Annotated in this window: 11 protein-coding genes; 6 read left to right on the top strand and 5 right to left on the bottom strand. The window is 73.5% G+C overall.

Features of this window, described 5'->3' with window-relative positions; genetic code table 11:
• Nucleotides 1–72: 72 nt before the first annotated feature.
• Nucleotides 73–1,176: an NYN domain-containing protein gene (locus tag AB0K10_RS28495; RefSeq protein WP_363688505.1), complete on the bottom strand. Its 1,104-nt coding sequence runs from the start codon at nucleotides 1,174–1,176 to the stop codon at nucleotides 73–75.
• Nucleotides 1,177–1,394: 218 nt separating this feature from the next.
• Between AB0K10_RS28495 and AB0K10_RS28490 the strand changes: the two genes are divergently transcribed.
• Nucleotides 1,395–3,425, top strand: a complete 2,031-nt coding sequence (locus tag AB0K10_RS28490) for a glycosyl hydrolase family 28-related protein (RefSeq protein ID WP_363688503.1) — start codon at nucleotides 1,395–1,397, stop codon at nucleotides 3,423–3,425.
• A 40-nt stretch (nucleotides 3,426–3,465) separates the two neighbouring features.
• Here the strand turns inward: AB0K10_RS28490 and AB0K10_RS28485 are convergent, their stop codons facing one another.
• The 4 genes from AB0K10_RS28485 to AB0K10_RS28470 form a co-directional block, all read right to left on the bottom strand.
• Nucleotides 3,466–4,098, bottom strand: a complete 633-nt coding sequence (locus tag AB0K10_RS28485) for a hypothetical protein (RefSeq protein WP_363688501.1) — start codon at nucleotides 4,096–4,098, stop codon at nucleotides 3,466–3,468.
• Between the two features lie 14 nt (nucleotides 4,099–4,112).
• Nucleotides 4,113–5,201, bottom strand: coding sequence for an SRPBCC domain-containing protein (locus AB0K10_RS28480; protein WP_363688499.1), 1,089 nt, complete (start codon nucleotides 5,199–5,201; stop codon nucleotides 4,113–4,115).
• A 67-nt stretch (nucleotides 5,202–5,268) separates the two neighbouring features.
• Nucleotides 5,269–6,318 carry a nitronate monooxygenase gene (locus AB0K10_RS28475; protein WP_363688497.1) on the bottom strand — a complete coding sequence of 350 codons (1,050 nt, stop codon included), beginning with the start codon at nucleotides 6,316–6,318 and terminating at the stop codon, nucleotides 5,269–5,271.
• Between the two features lie 45 nt (nucleotides 6,319–6,363).
• The gene (locus AB0K10_RS28470; RefSeq protein WP_363688495.1) at nucleotides 6,364–7,488 is read right to left on the bottom strand and encodes a hypothetical protein; all 1,125 of its coding nucleotides are present in this window, start codon (nucleotides 7,486–7,488) and stop codon (nucleotides 6,364–6,366) included.
• A gap of 251 nt (nucleotides 7,489–7,739) precedes the next feature.
• On the opposite strand from AB0K10_RS28470, the gene AB0K10_RS28465 reads away from it, so the two are divergent.
• The 5 genes from AB0K10_RS28465 to AB0K10_RS28445 are packed head-to-tail and all read left to right on the top strand — an operon-like array spanning nucleotide 7,740 to nucleotide 15,016.
• A complete protein-coding gene (locus AB0K10_RS28465) occupies nucleotides 7,740–8,207 on the top strand; it encodes a hypothetical protein (protein ID WP_363688658.1) in 468 nt (155 codons plus the stop codon).
• Nucleotides 8,207–9,598, top strand: a complete 1,392-nt coding sequence (locus tag AB0K10_RS28460) for a hypothetical protein (RefSeq protein WP_363688493.1) — start codon at nucleotides 8,207–8,209, stop codon at nucleotides 9,596–9,598. The genes AB0K10_RS28465 and AB0K10_RS28460 overlap by 1 nt, the downstream gene beginning before the upstream one ends.
• Nucleotides 9,595–11,022 (top strand): VWA domain-containing protein, encoded by a 1,428-nt coding sequence (locus AB0K10_RS28455; protein ID WP_363688491.1) that lies wholly within the window; start codon nucleotides 9,595–9,597, stop codon nucleotides 11,020–11,022. Before AB0K10_RS28460 ends, AB0K10_RS28455 begins: the two co-directional genes overlap by 4 nt.
• 14 nt (nucleotides 11,023–11,036) lie before the next feature.
• The gene (locus AB0K10_RS28450; RefSeq protein ID WP_363688489.1) at nucleotides 11,037–12,149 is read left to right on the top strand and encodes an AAA family ATPase; all 1,113 of its coding nucleotides are present in this window, start codon (nucleotides 11,037–11,039) and stop codon (nucleotides 12,147–12,149) included.
• The gene (locus AB0K10_RS28445; protein WP_363688487.1) at nucleotides 12,146–15,016 is read left to right on the top strand and encodes a hypothetical protein; all 2,871 of its coding nucleotides are present in this window, start codon (nucleotides 12,146–12,148) and stop codon (nucleotides 15,014–15,016) included. The genes AB0K10_RS28450 and AB0K10_RS28445 overlap by 4 nt, the downstream gene beginning before the upstream one ends.
• The last annotated feature ends 35 nt before the right edge of the window (nucleotides 15,017–15,051 follow it).

Here is a 15,051-nt window from a genome sequence, read left to right as displayed (position 1 = left end):
CTATGGGCTGTGCCGGCACTTCCGCTCGACAGCTGTCGATGGCCGGCGGGGCCTACCGGAGGCGGTCGTCCCTCACCCCTGGGCGGTGAGCAGGTAGTCGTCCGCCTCCGGGCTCCACCGCAGGTCGACAGCTCCGCTGGTGGCGGCGGCCTTGCAGAACTGCAGGAAGCTGCGGTAGCCGAGCTTCTTCTCGCTGAAGTCGGGGCGGGCCCGGCGCATCTGGTTCTTCAAACCGGAGAGCGCGACCGGGTTGCCGGCGCTGCCGAGGTCGCCCACCACACCCCGGAGCAGGCCGAAGGCGACCTCCCGGTCGCCGTGCTCGGGCAGGGACACCTCGGGGTCGCCCTTCGCGGGCCCCTCGGCCAGGTCGATCACGTGTTGCTCGGCGAGGTGGCGCAGCAGCTCGCCGAAGGTACGGAAGCCGTAGTCGGACTCGCTGAACGTGGGGTCCTTGCGCAGCAGGGTGCGCTTGAGGCGGGAGGCGGTCACCTCGCCGCTCGCGCTGCCCTGCAACCCGGCCACCGTCTGGGCCACCTGCACGGCGAGGGCGTCCACGTCCCGGCCGGGCTCCTCACCCACCGGCCGGCCCTCGGCCTCGGCCTCCTGCTCGTGCTCCCGCTGCTGCTCCGGCTCGGGCTGGCGCTGGTCCGGGCTGGTCTGCCGGGCCGGACGACCGCGGCGGCTGCGGGTGGGCGGGATGTCCACACCCTCCAGCCGGTCGTAGTAGAGGAACTCGTCGCACGCCGGGGGCAGCAGCGCCGACGTGGACCCCTCGACGCCGACACCGATGACCCGCTTGTTCAGCTCGCGGAGCTTGTGGACCAGGGGCGTGAAGTCGCTGTCGCCGCTGCAGATGACGAAGGTGGAGATGTAGTCGCGCTCGAACGCCAGCTCGATCGCGTCCACTGCCATCTTGATGTCGGCCGCGTTCTTGCGGGACGCTCCCATGCGCTGGGGGATCTCGATGAGCTCGACGTGCGACCGGGTGAGCATCCGGCGGTCCTCGTCGAAGTACGACCAGTCGGCGTACGCCCGGCGCACCACGACCCGCCCCCGCTCGGCGAGCGCGTCAGCGATCGGCCGGAAGTCGAAGGCCCCGCCGCCACGGTGGTCGCGGGCTCCCAACGCCAGGTTCTCGTAGTCGAGGAAAAGGGCGATCCGGTCTTCTTGATCCACGCGGCCCAGCGTACGCCGGGCGTGGGCCGTCGGGGCGCAGGCGACGCTCGACACCTCAACTCGCCATTCGTCCATTTCTTGCGATCTTACAGTCGTCTCTTTTCGGTGTTCGATTGTTGTCTTGCAACACACTGTCCAGTGCTGCATCATGCAGATCAATGTCGGGCGTCGGGGGCGCCGGGCGGACCTCCACCACCATCCACCCAGGAGGGTCACCGATGTTTCGCAGCATCCTGCCGCCACGGGGACGCCCGGGCCGGCCGGCCACCGCGGCGGTCGCGCTCGCGACCGGTCTCGCCGTGCTGGTCGCCGCGCCCGCCGTCGCCGTCGCCGGTCCGTCCGACACCGCGCGGCCGGTCGTCACCCGCGCCGCCCTCGACCCGGCGCTGGTCGCCGGGCGCGGCGCCGACGTCGACTTCCTCGAACAGGAGGCCGAGAACGCGCGGACCACCGGCGAGGTCATCGGCCCCGACCGGTCCGCCTACACGCTGCCCGGCGAGGCGTCCGGCCGTCGGGCCGTCCGGCTCACCCCCGGCGAGTACGTCGAGTTCGTCCTGCCCAGCGCGGCCAACGGGATCACCGTGCGGTACAGCATCCCGGACGCGCCCACCGGAGGCGGCATCACCGCGCCGCTGCGGGTGGCCGTCAACGGCACGCACCTTCGCACCATGACGCTCACCTCGCAGTACTCGTGGCTCTACAACCAGTACCCGTTCACCAACGACCCGCAGGCCGGGCTGCTGCACCCGGACTGGTGGATCACCGAGTGCCAGTGCGTGCCGTCGGCCACGACGCCGTCCCCGAGCATCGACAAGCCGTTCCGGCCCACCCACTTCTACGACGAGCAGCGGCTGCTGCTCGGGCGCACCTACCGGGCCGGTGACAGGATCCGGCTCACCGCGCCGGCCGGTAGCGCCGCCGCGTGGACGGTCATCGACCTGCTCGACTCCGAACTGGTCGCACCGCCGCACGTACGGCTGCTCGCGGCGAACGTGCTGGCGTTCGGAGCCGACCCCACCGGCCGGCGGGACTCCGCCGACGCCCTGGACCGGGCCATCGCCTTCGCCCGGCGTACCCATTTGAAGGTCTACGTTCCGCCGGGCATCTACCAGGTCAACCGGCACATCATCGTCGACGACGTGACCATCGAGGGCGCCGGCAACTGGTACACGATCTTCAAGGGCCGTGAGGTGGCCCTGCCGACGCCCGCGCCGGACGGCTCGGTGCACACAGGCGTCGGCTTCTACGGTCGGGACGCCGCGGACGGTGGCAGCCGTAACGTGCACCTCTCCGGCTTCGCCATCGAGGGCGACGTGCGCGAGCGCATCGACACCGACCAGGTCAACGCGATCGGCGGAGCGCTCAGCGACTCCACCATCGACGGGCTGCACCTGCGGCACACCAAGGCGGGCCTGTGGTTCGACGGGCCGATGCGCAACGTCCGCGTCACCAACACCATCGTCGTCGACCAGATCGCCGACGCGCTCAACTTCCACACCGGCGTGACCGACTCCCTCGTCGCGCACACCTTCGTCCGCAACACAGGTGACGACGGCCTGGCCATGTGGTCGGAGAAGACGGCGAACGCGCGCAACACGTTCGACCACAACACCGTGCAGTCACCGACCCTGGCGAACGGCATCGCCATCTACGGCGGCACCGACACCACCGTCTCGCACAACCTCGTCGCCGACCCGGTCCGCGAGGGCAGCGGCCTACATGCCGGCGCCCGCTTCGGCGCGGAGCCCTTCGCCGGGTACCTGCGGTTCACCGGCAACACCACCGCCCGCGCCGGCACGTACGACCTGAACTGGAACATCGGGCTCGGCGCCATCTGGATGTTCGCGCTGGACCGCAGCATCGACGCGAGCGTCGAGGTGACCGGCGACGCGTACCTGGACAGCACCTACAACGCGATCATGCTGGTCAGCGACTGGCCGGTGAAGGACCTCTACTCGATCACCAACGTGCGCTTCCGCGACGTCCGGGTCGACGGCACCGGCACCTCGGTGCTCAGCGCCCGCGCCGCCGGGTCGGCCTCGTTCGCCAACGTGGACGCCCGCAACGTGGGAGCGGTGGGCGTCAACAACTGCGGATCGTTCCACTTCACCCCGGCCGGTTCGGAGTTCACACTCACCGACCTGGGCGGCAACGACGGCGGCTGGCTCGCCCCGTGGCTGCTGCCCAACACCCTCACCTGCGACGACCGACCGCCGGTGGCACCGCCACCGCCTCCGGCCCAGTGGTGAACGCGGTGGGCGGCCCGACCGATCGGGCCGCCCACCGTCGTCACCGCCTCCGGACGTACGCCAGCGGCAGGGGCGTCGGCTGCCCGTCCCAGGCACCGCTCAGGGTGGCGCCGCGGGCCCCGACCTCCCCGGCGACCGGCCGGCGGACCACGACCAGCTCGACCGCGTCGGTGACGATGACCGTGTCGACCTCGTCGACGACCTGCCGGACGGCGTCGACCACCGGCACGGCCCCGCCGTCGCCGCTGACCTCGATCGTCACCGTCGGCGGTCGCACCTCGCGCCGGCCGTCGACCTCGAAGTACTGCTCCGCCTGACCGGGGCCGGCCAGGACGGCGTGGGTCAGGGCCGCCGCGTACACCGGGTCGGCGCAGGCGTCGTACACCCAGCGGCGGCCGAGCGCCGAGTGTTCGGTCGTGCCGACCAGCCACTCGTCGGCGTCGGCGAGGGGCGCGGCGCGGTAGGTCAGCGGAACCTGGTGGACCGGCCCGTCGGGGGCGGCGACCAGGATGGTCTCGATGCCGACCTCGCCGGCCGGGTCGTCGAAGCGGTACGCGCCCCGGCTCACCACCTCGACGCCGGCCGGCCCCTGCCACCACTGTCGGTCGGGCAGCCAGGTCGTCAGCAGTTCGAGCTTCGTGGGGCGCAGCGTCGCCCGGTGCAGCAGTGCCATACCGAGGAGCCTAGTCAGAGCCCCGCGCAGGGGTTGCCGCCCACCGTGCAGCCCTCCGGCTCCCGTGCCTTCGGCCGGCTGTCACGGACGTCGAACCGGATCGTCCGCGACCCGCCGGCCGGCACCGCCAGGCCGCTGAAGGTGATGGCTTGCCCGTCCCGGCGCCAGTCCGCTCCCTCGACGTCGTCGACGCTGCTGCCCTCGGCGAGAGTCACCACCACGACCCACTGCTCGGCGGGCGCGGGACCGGGGTTGTCGACCACCACCTCCCCCGTGTAGCCGAACAGTCGGCTGGAGTCGGTGTCGTAGCGCGCCACAAGCGGCGGCGGTGGTGGCGGCACCGCCGTGGTGGGCGTACGCGACGGCTTCGCCGACGGGGTGCGGCTCGGACGGGCGGTGGTCGGCGTGACACTGCGCGACGGCCGCGCCGATTGTGTCCCCTTCGGCTGCGCGGTCGGCGCGGCGCCCGCCATGGTCGGCACCGGGGTCGTCGGGGACGGGGACGGCGCGGCGGCGGGCTCCGACTCGCCGGGCAGCGTCAGCCACGCCACCACCGCTGCCACGAGCACGGCCCCGGCCAGCCCGGCGACCGCCGCACCGCGGCGACGCCGGTCCCGCGCCGGGCCGGACGCACCGATCACCGGCAGCTCGGTCGTCATCCCCGCCTCGCCGCGCCGCAGGTCGACCTGCTGGAACGCGAGCCAGTCGAGAATGGCCGGCAGGCGTACGGTAAGCGCCTGCCGGAGCTGCTGCTCACGGGGCTCGTGCTGCTCCTCCGACCAGGAGCCGTGCGTCGGCACCTCCCGCACGGTCAGCCGGCTGCCCTGCTTGGTGGCGATGACGGCACAGGTCAGCTCGGTGAGCCGACCGGCCTCGTCGCAGCGCAGCGACAGCAGCTCCGGCACCCGCCGCTCGGTCACCTCGACCTCGACGTCGGCATCGAAGCCGGGCAGGCCGGCCGTGTGCAGCAGCAGCCGGTCCGGCACTCCCTCCACCATGTCCGCCTCGGCGAACCAGCGGCCGAGCAGCTCCCGATCCGTCAGCGCGAGCCAGACCCGGTCGGGCGGGTGGGACAGGTCGACGTACGCGCCGATCTCGATCACGGCGAGACTCTAACGGGTACCGCATCCGGCTCGTTCCGCCCGCCCGGACCGACGACCGGTGGCCTGGTCAGCCCCAGCGGGTCGCCCGCCGCGCCGCCGCCGCCAGCGCGACCCGGGCGTCGGCGCTGACCTCGACGACCAGCTCGGCCGCCGGCAGCTCCCGGGCGAGGCTGTGCGCCTGCCCGGCCCACAGATTGGCTACCGAGGCGTCGCCGTCCCGACGGGCGGCGGCAAGCAGCGGGCGGGTCAGGTGCAGCACCTGCGGGTAGCCGGCCGGCGCCGCCGCATCATGGGCACGCAGAAAGTCGTTGACCACGCCACGTGCCCGCTTGCCGGTGAACGCCCGGGTCAACGCCGTCGGCGCGGCACTGGCCACCGCCGCCCGGTGCAGGGGTGAGCTGCCCGCTTCCGGGCAGCGCAGGAACATGGTGCCGAGTTGGGCGGCCTGCGCCCCGGCGGCCAGCACCGCCGCCAGGGCGGGGCCGTCGGCGATGCCGCCGGCGGCCACCAACGGCCTGTCACACCGCGCGGCGGCCAACCGGAGCAGCGGCAACACCGCGTAGTCGTCGTCGTCCGGGACCCCGCCCCGGTGCCCACCGGCCTCGGTGCCCTGCACCACGACGGCGTCCACACCCAGGTCGGCGGCGGCCGTGACGCCGGCCGGGCCGGTGACCGTGGCCCACACCTCGGTGCCGCGCCCGCGCAGGGCTGCCACCGCGGCCCGGTCGGGCAGCCCGAACGCGAAGGACACCACCGGGACCGGGTCCGCGAGAAGCGCGGCCAGCTTCTCCGGGTACGCGTCGTCGCCGCCCACCGGCTCGCCCAACCGCACGCCGAGGCGGTCGGCCTGCGGGGCGAGCCGCTGCGCGTACGCTCCGACGGCCGCCTCGTCGACAGTCCCGTCCCCGGGCAGGAAGACGTTGACGCCGAACGGCCGGTCGGTACGCGCGCGCACCTCGGCGATGTCGGCGACCAGCCGCGCGGTGTCGATCATGCCGGCGGCCAGGAACCCGAGCCCGCCGACGGCGGAGACGGCCGACACGAGGGCAGGGGTGGACGGGCCACCCGCCATCGGGGCGGCGATGATCGGATGGCGCAGCTCGGACAGCACGGACATGCACCCATCCTGCCGCACCGCGCCGATCCCCCGGCCCGTCGGCGGTCAGCGCCGGTCGGTGTGCCGCCGCCACAGCACTCCGGCCACGGCGACGAGAGCGAGCAGCGTCCCCGCGCCGGCGGCCAGCGGCCAGGCCCGACCGCCACCGATGCCGGCCGCCTGTGCCGCTGGGCGGGCCGCCGTGGTAGACGGCGGGGGCGCCGTGGTGGGCTCCGCCGGATGCGGGGAGGCGGCAGTCGTCGCCGCCGCGACGGGATACCGCAAGATCGTCGGCCGGCTGCCGGCCGGTTGGTCGGCGGACTCGGAGACGGTGAGCAGGGACCGCCCGTCGCGGCTGTAAGTGATCGACTCGCCCTGTGGCTCGTCGGGCAGCGGCGTGACCCGTGGGGTGCCGCCGGTCAGCGCGGCGACCACGTCGCCGCCGCTCACGTCGTACTCGAACGCGTCGGCGTAGCTGCGCAGCACCACCCGGTGGCCGTCCGGGTCGTTCGCCGCGCCGGTGACGACGCCCCGCCCGAGGAACGAGAACGGGTTGCTGGTGGTGGTGGAGGGAAGAACGACCTTGCCGACCGAGGCCAGCGGTGTCGTGGCCCCCTGCTTCAGCGCGGTGGCCGGCGCGTAGAGGACGACGGTGCCGCTGCCGCCCTTCGTGACGATCAACGGTTGGCCGGCCGCGTCGAGCAACAGCGCCTCGGCGTCGTGCGGATTGTCCGGGTACGTCATCCGGTACAGCACCGGCCGGTCCGCCCCGGGCGCGAGCCGCCACAGCGCGATGGTCTCCCGGTTGCGGTCGTTGTCACCGGTGTCGGCCACCCAGATGGTGCCGTCCCGGCCGAGGGCCAGATCCTCGGTGTCGCGCGGCCGGGAGGGGTAGCTGACCGTCCGCGTCACCGCGCAGTGCCGGTCCAGGAAGAAGATCCGCAGGCGGGCCTCGTCGTCGGCGCCGTCGTTGACCACGACGTACCCGTCGTCGGTGGCGACCATCCCGGAGATCTCGGTGAGCCGGCCGTCGCGGACCTGACACACGGGCGCCCCCGCCGACGCCGCAGCGCCCGCCGCGCGGGCCGGTGACGGCAACGCGGCGAGCGGCACCGCACCGGCGACGAGAGCGGCGAGCGTCGCTGCCGCGCGTGCGCGCCGCTCCCCGGTCACCCAGCCGCGTACCCGCATCGTCCGCCTCCTCGCCGCGACCGTGGCCCGGCCGTCCCGCCCATCCTGGCCGATCGCGACCGGCGGCGACGACCATCCACGCGGACCGGCCGTCATCCGCGCCGCCGCCGGATCTGTCGTACCCGTGGTCCATGATCGTGTCGTCGTAGCGGCGCCGGCACCGGCCGACGCGCGCACCACCCTGAATTCTTGTCGATGTGGGAGGCCGTGACGTGACGAACGCCGACGGAGCCGGCTGGCGGCGGCGCAGCGTGGTGGCGGTGGTGCCGCCCGCCCGCCCGCGCAAGCTGGCCAAGGTGCCCTTCGTCGAGCTGGCCGACGGGCGGTTGCAGGGCGTGGTCTCCAGCGGATCGGACGTGGAGCGGGTCTACGTCTCGTCGGTCACCGCCGGCACACACGGCTACCAGTGCAGCACCAACAACAACCGTCCCTGCGGCGGCCTGCGCGGCATGCCGTGCAAGCACCTGCACGCGCTCGCCGACGAGGCAGTCCTCCAGTACGGGGTCGACCGGGTGGCCCGCTACCTGCGGGTCGACATCGGCGACGGGCTGGCCGACGGCAGCGAGCTGCTGGCCCGACTCGACGGCCAGCCCGAGCCGGCCTCGGCGGCTGTGGTGTTCAGTCGCTTCCTGCGCCACCTCTCCTACCTGGAGCTGCCCGTCAGCACCGTCGTGCTCCCCGAGCTGCACTGGTTCCCGGCCACCGGGGCAGGTCGCTGATGCGCGGCGCACAGGTCGCGCGCCTGCGTGCGGTCCCGGCCGGCCTGAGCGACGCTCTCGACGTGGTCGCCGGCTTCGACGATGCCCTCACCGACGGCTTCGGCCGGATCGGCGACCGCGGCGCCGCGGCTCTCGCCGGGCTCGCCGACGCGCTGGCCGGCACCCCACTGGCTGGCCCGGTGACCGCCGCCGTCGACGCGGTCACCGCCGGGTCGATCGCCCCGGAGCACCTCGCCGCGCTCGCCGGGGCGCGCTCGGCGCTGCTCGGCGCGGCACACGACGCCCTGCTCGGGCAGCTCGACGAGGCGTTGGGTCGCACCCGGTCGCCGTGGACGACGCCGACCACCGGGTCCGGCGAGGCGCCGCTAGCGCTCGCCGGGGCACGGGCGTGGTGGCACGAGGTGGCGGTCACCGGTTGGCGTGGCGTCGACCACGAGGTGCTCTCCGCCGCCGCCGGGGTGGTCGAGGCCAGCCTGGCCGTGCCGGAGCTGCGCCGGATCGCGGTGCTGCTCGACGGGCTCGCCGCGGAGCTGCGGGCCTGCGTGCCTGTCGCCACCATGGCCGAGGTGCCGGCCCGCCGCTGGGCCGACCTGTGGGCCCGTGGCGTCCTGCTCACCCAGGGCGCACCGTCGACGGGCGAGGCCTCGACCGTCTCCGGGCGACTGTTGCCGCTCGGTGTGGACGTGCACAGTCACGACACCGCCGTGCAGGTCCAGGTGCACGCGGTCCTGGAGCCGGCGGACGGCGGTCCGGCGCTGCTGGTCCGCACGGCGGTCGCCGCCGCGAAGGTCGACACGATCGTCGGTCCGGCGATCTGGCGGCTGCTGTCGGGACACCCGCTGCTGCTCACCGCGCTGGCCGAGCGGCGGGCGCTGGCCGTGACCGATCTGCCGCTGCGCGGTGGCGACCTGGGCTGGGTCGACGACCGGGTCCAGCTCGACGAGCCGGCCGACCCGTTCGCCACCGCCCGGGTGTTGTTGCCGGCCGCGAGCGCCGCCGCGACCGACCCGCTCGACCGCCACCCGACGGGCATCGCCGAGCCGGTGCTCGTCGAGGGCGCCGCGATCCGCGACGAGGACGGCACGCTCGCCGTCGAGGTGGACGGCGAACGGGTCGCGCTGGCCGTCGACCGGCTGCCGGCCGCCGGCCCGCTGACCGCCGACCTGGTCGCCGCCGCGTCGGCCTGCCTGGGCCTCATGCGCTGGGACGACGACCGCTGGCTGCTCCAGCCGTTGGCGGTGCGGGCGGGCGTGAAGCGGCGGACGGTGCAGGCGCACAACGGCGACTGGGCCTGCGGCGTCACCGACCCGAAGGTCGCCAAGGAGGAGGCCCGGGCGGGCGACGCCGTGGCCGTGCTGCGCGAGCGCGCGGGACGGTTGCTGCGCCGATGACCGCGCCGATCCCCACCGGCGGGTACGCCGATGCCAACCGCCGTCAGGTCCTCTACTGGCGGCTGCTGTCCCGCCTCTTCGACCGCGACGAGCAGCCCGGCCTGGAGTCGGCGAGCGTGGCGGTGGTCGACGACCTCGGGCTGCCCGCCGCCCTGTTGGACCCGTCGGTCTCGGTGGACACCGTCGTGCAGCGCTTCCCGGCACTCGCGGCGGAGCTACGCGGCCTGCTCACCTCCGCCGAAACCCAGCCGCCCGACGCCGGGCCGGAGGGCGACGAATCGCACGAGGCCGGGCCGAGCGTCGCCGCACGGGATGGCGATGGGCCGGAGGGCGACCCGGCGTGCGACGGCTCGGCCTATCGGCCGGGTGCGGCCGAGGTGCGCCGGGCGGCGCTGGTGTCGAAGGTGCTGCTGAACGTGTTCGCCACCGGCTCCGGTCCGGTCAGCGCCACCCAGCTGGCCCGCTGGCAGTCCGACGCCGGCTGGTTCGAGCAGGCCCTCGGCTGCGAGCCCGGTGAGCTCCGCCGCCAGCGCGGCGAGCTGGGCGGCGCCCTCGCCGGGCTGGAAGGTGACCTGGTCCGGCGGATGCACCTGCGGGAGGTGCTCGCCGACCCCGCGCTGGCCAGCCAGTTGACGCCGAGCATGTCGCTGATCGAGCAGCTGCTGCGCGACAAGGCCAACCTGTCCGGGGTGGCGCTAGCCAACGCGAAGGCACTGATCCGGCGCTTCGTCGACGAGGTCGCCGAGGTGCTCCGGACGCAGGTGCAACAGACAAGCGTCGGCGCGCTGGACCGGTCGGTGCCGCCCAAGCGGGTGTTCCGCAACCTGGACCTCGACCGGACCATCTGGCAGAACCTGACCAACTGGAGCCCGGACGACGAGCGGCTCTACGTCGACCGGCTCTACTACCGGCACACCGCACGGCGTACGACGCCGTCAAGGCTCATCGTCGTGGTCGACCAGTCCGGCTCGATGGTCGACGCGATGGTCAACTGCACGATCCTCGCCTCGATCTTCGCCGGGCTGCCGAAGGTCGACGTGCACCTCGTCGCGTACGACACCCGGGCACTGGATCTCACCCCGTGGGTGCACGACCCGTTCGAGGTGCTGCTGCGGACCCAGTTGGGCGGCGGCACCGACGGCACGGCGGCGCTGACGCTGGCCCGGCCCAAGATCGCCGAGCCGAAGAACACGGTGCTGGTGTGGATCTCCGACTTCTACGAGGTCAACCACCAGGCGGTCTTCGACGGGCTCCAGGCCGTGCACCGTTCCGGCGTCAAGGTGATCCCGGTCGGCTCGGTCAGCAGCTCCGGGCAGCAGAGCGTCAACCCCTGGTTCCGGCAGCGTTTGAAGGACCAGGGCACCCCGGTCATCTCCGGTCACATCCGCAAGCTCGTCGTCGAGCTGAAGAACTTCCTCACCTAGGAGAGCAATCCCTCATGTCCGAGATGCTGCGCGCCCCCGCCGAGGTCACGTACGCCGACGAGCTGGATTTCCTGGAGTCGGTCGACACCGGCCCGAAGCCGTTCTCGTGGCGACTGAGCCCGCGCATGGTCCGGCTGTTCGTCCTCGGCTCCGAGCGGGCCGACGGCCTGTCCCGGGAGATCCCGCAGAAGTGGTTCGGCGACCGCAGCTTCGTCGAACGGGCCATCGTCACCCTCGCCTCGGACCGGGGCCTGTTGCTGATCGGCGATCCCGGCACCGGCAAGAGCTGGCTGGCCGAGCTGCTGGCCGCCGCGATCTGCCGCAACTCGACACTTGTCGTGCAGGGCACCGCGGGCACGACTGAGGATCACATCAAGTACTCGTGGAACGTCTCCATGGTGATCGCCAAGGGTCAGTCCCGCGAGTCGATGATCCCGTCGCCGATCATGACGGCGATGGAGCGTGGCGTCGTCGGGCGTTTCGAGGAGCTGACCCGCTCCACAAGCGATGTGCAGGACGCCCTGATCTCGATCCTGTCCGAGAAGTACGTCGCCATCCCCGAGCTGGACCAGGACAACATCGTCTTCGCCCAACCCGGTTTCTCGATCATCGCGACCGCCAACAGCCGGGACCGGGGCGTCAACGACCTGTCCTCGGCTCTCAAGCGGCGGTTCAACTTCGTGCGGATTCCGGTGGTGACAAACAAGCGCAGCGAGGCGGAGATCGTCCGGTTCCGCACCGAGGAGCTGCTGCGTCGGCACCAGATCGAGCTGGACGTGCCGCCCACCCTCCTGGACATCCTGTTGCAGAGCTTCGCCGACCTGCGCGCCGGCGCCGCCGCCGCGACCAGCGACGACGAGAAGTTGGAGTCGGCGCTGTCCACCGCCGAACAGATCGGTGTGCTGGAGGACGCGATCCTGCACAGCCAGTTCTTCGGCGACCAAACGCTGCGCGCGGCGACGCTCGCCGGCTCGCTTGTCGGGTCGCTGGCCCGGCGCAGCCCGGAGGACCTGGCGATTCTCAACAAGTACCTGCACGGCGTGGTGGAGCCTCGGGCCCGCAAGGACGACGACGGGTGGGCGGGCTTCCTCGACGGCGGTCGTCAGGCGATCGCGTCCCTGTCGTGACCGTGTCCACCGTCGCCGGCCCGTTCGGCGCGCTCCGCGGGCAGCTGACCGACGCGGCGGCCGCGTTCGCGGGCTCCGCCGACGCGCTCGGCGCGATCCTCGCCGGCATCGTCGACGACGTCGACCGGGCGCTCGGCGAGCGACTGGAGATCTTCCCGGTCTGCCACCACTCACCGGCGTCCGCGCTGGCCATGGTGCGCCGGCTGCGGGCCAAGCAGCCCCGGGTGATCTACCTGGAGCTGTGCGAAGATCTCCAGCCGCTGCTCGGGGAGCTGCGCAACTGCCGTCTGCCCGTCGCGGTGCAGGCGTTCGCGTCGGAGCTGTCCGGCTTTCCGGCCGACTGGGGGCCGCTCAGCGTCGTCGCGCCGGTCACCGAGGCGTCGGCGGAGTACCAGGCCATCGCGTACGCGCTGGAGACCCCCGGTGTGGAGCTGGTGCTGGTGGACCGCTCCACCGATCACGTCTTCCAGTGGTCACCGCGTCACCAGCAGACCGACGGGAGCGGCGCGGCCGGGCCGGCCGACGGAAGCGGCGCGGCCGGGCCGGCTGCCGGCGGCGAGGAGTCCGGGCTGCACGGCGACGCCATTGGCGTGGAGATCGGCGACCTGCGTCCCGGGTTCGCCGAGTTGGAGGCGTACCTGCTGCACCACGGCAAGGTGCGGCACTGGTCGGAGTGGTGGGACCAGTACGTGGAACGGCCGCTGGCCGACGCCGACCACGACACCTACCGGCAGGTGATGGTGCTGATCGGCAGCCTGTTCCGGCGGCTGCGCCCGACCGGTGAGGATCGGCTGGACCGCGACGAGGACCGCGAGCGGTACATGTGGACGCGGATGCGTCAGCACCTCGCCACCTCCGGCGTCGATCCGGCCGACTGCCTCTACGTCTGCGGCGCGTTCCACGCAGCCAGCCGGGTCGAGCAGTTCGGTCTGGACTCCACAGCGGCCGACTTCGAGATCACGCCGCGTACCGACACCCGCTGGCGGTACGGGCTGATCCCGTCCAGCCACTCCGCGATCGAGGCCCAGTTCGGGCTGGCGCCGGGCTCGGTGTCGATCGCGGCGGCGACCTGGACGAAGGCGGTGAGCAGACACGGGCTGTCCCCGTACCGGCTGGACGGCCAGCGCGCCGCGACCAGCCGGGGGCGGCGGGGCCGGACCACCACGGCGCCCTCCCCCGCCGGGCCGGTCAGCGACCGGCTCACCGGCTTCCTCGCCGCGGCGCCCGCGTTGGACGGCTTGGACGAGGCGGAGCTGCGCGGCTGGTGCGTGGACATCGTCCGGCTGGCCCGGCGCAACGGATATCTGGCCAGCACCGCCGACGCGATCGCCGTCTTCGAGACCTCGGTCCTGCTGGCCGGCCTGCGCAACCGTGCCCGACCCACCCCGTACGACTTCGCCGACGCGGCGGTCACCTGCATCGAGAAGGACGTGGTGCCCGGCCGGCGCGACGTCCGGCGGCTCTGCGAGATCCTGCTGGGCGGCGACCGGATCGGTCAGGTCGGCTACGACGCGCTGCCGCCGCTGGCCCGTGACGTGCTCGATCGGCTCCAGCCCCTCGGCCTGGCCCTGGAGAAACGGACGGTGCAGCGGGCGCTGCTGGATCTGGCCGCCCAGCCGGAGCTGGGCCGCTGCTCGGACCTGCTGTGGATCCTGCGGCACCTGCTGCCACCGGCCGCGGTCCGTCCGATCATGGGCGAGCGGCGGCTCGGGCACCGCTCGGTCCAGGAGAGCTGGGACCTGGCGCTCGGCCGCCACCAGCGGGCGCTGATCGAGCTGGGCTACGAGGGCGTGACAGTCGAGCAGGTCCTGGAGCAGCGACTGCGGCGGGCGGTACGCGGCCCCGACGCCACCGCCTCGGGCGCGCTGGCCGCGGTCGAGGACGCCATCCGGCTGCTCGACAGTCCCCGCCTGGTCGACGAGTTGGGGGCGCGTGCGGTGGACCTGCTCGCCGCCGAGCGCACCGTCGACGACGCCCCGGACGTGCTGCGTCGCATCCGGCGCCTGCTGGCCCACTACCGGGCCACCGCGCCGACCCTCCCGCCCTGGTGCGCGGCGTTCGTGACCACCGGGTACGCGCACTACTGCACCCTGCTGCCGACCGCCATCGCCGCCGAGGAGACGGGGGTCCGGCAGGTCGGGGCGATGCTCGGCTTCCTGTTCTCCATGGAGGGTCTGGCGCTGTCGCTGGGCTGCGACCGGTCCCAGTTGGAGTTGGCCGTCGGGCAGTCGCACCCGACGGCGCCGGCGAAGGTCGCCCTGCTCTGGGCCGGCCAACACCAGCTCGGCCTGCTGCCGCTGGCCGACCTGCGGGCCCGGTGTGCCGAGCTGCTGGCCAACCCGCTGGTGGTCCCGGCCTTCCCGCAGTATCTGGCCGGGTTCGTGCACGCGCTGGAACCGGTGCCCACGCTGGCGCCGTTCGTCGTCGAGACGATGTCCACGGCCTTCGCCCGGCTACCGGACCCGGTGCTGCTGCCGTGGCTGCCGACCCTGATCACGACACTGCGGGACCAGGGGCCGGAGCTCGTTCCGCTGCTGATCCGCGAGGCGGGGCGCACCTTCCCGGAGGCGCTTTCGGAGCTGGATTCCTGGGTGCCGCCGTGGGTCGCGTCCCCGCCTCAGCCGGGGGCGGGCGACAAGCGCGTCGTCGCCGCGCCACGACGGCGGGTGGGCGTCCTCCTCGCCGCGCATCCGGAGGCGGTCGACGCGATCGCCGCACTGCTCGGACACGACGGCGGGTGGCTTCCGGTCACCGACGCCCCGGCCGACCCGGGCGGCGCCGCCGACCCGGGCGGCATGGCCGCGCTGTTGGCGACGCATCCCGACACGCTCGAGGCGATCGCCGCGCGGGTGGTGGGCCAGGCGTGAGCGCGACGACCGCGGGTAGGCAGCGGCCCGGCGGC

The organism is Micromonospora sp. NPDC049274, assembly GCF_040678875.1.
Taxonomy (GTDB): domain Bacteria; phylum Actinomycetota; class Actinomycetes; order Mycobacteriales; family Micromonosporaceae; genus Micromonospora.
The sequence above is the reverse complement of the archived record's forward strand: the minus strand, read 5'-3'. Positions and strand labels throughout refer to the sequence as shown.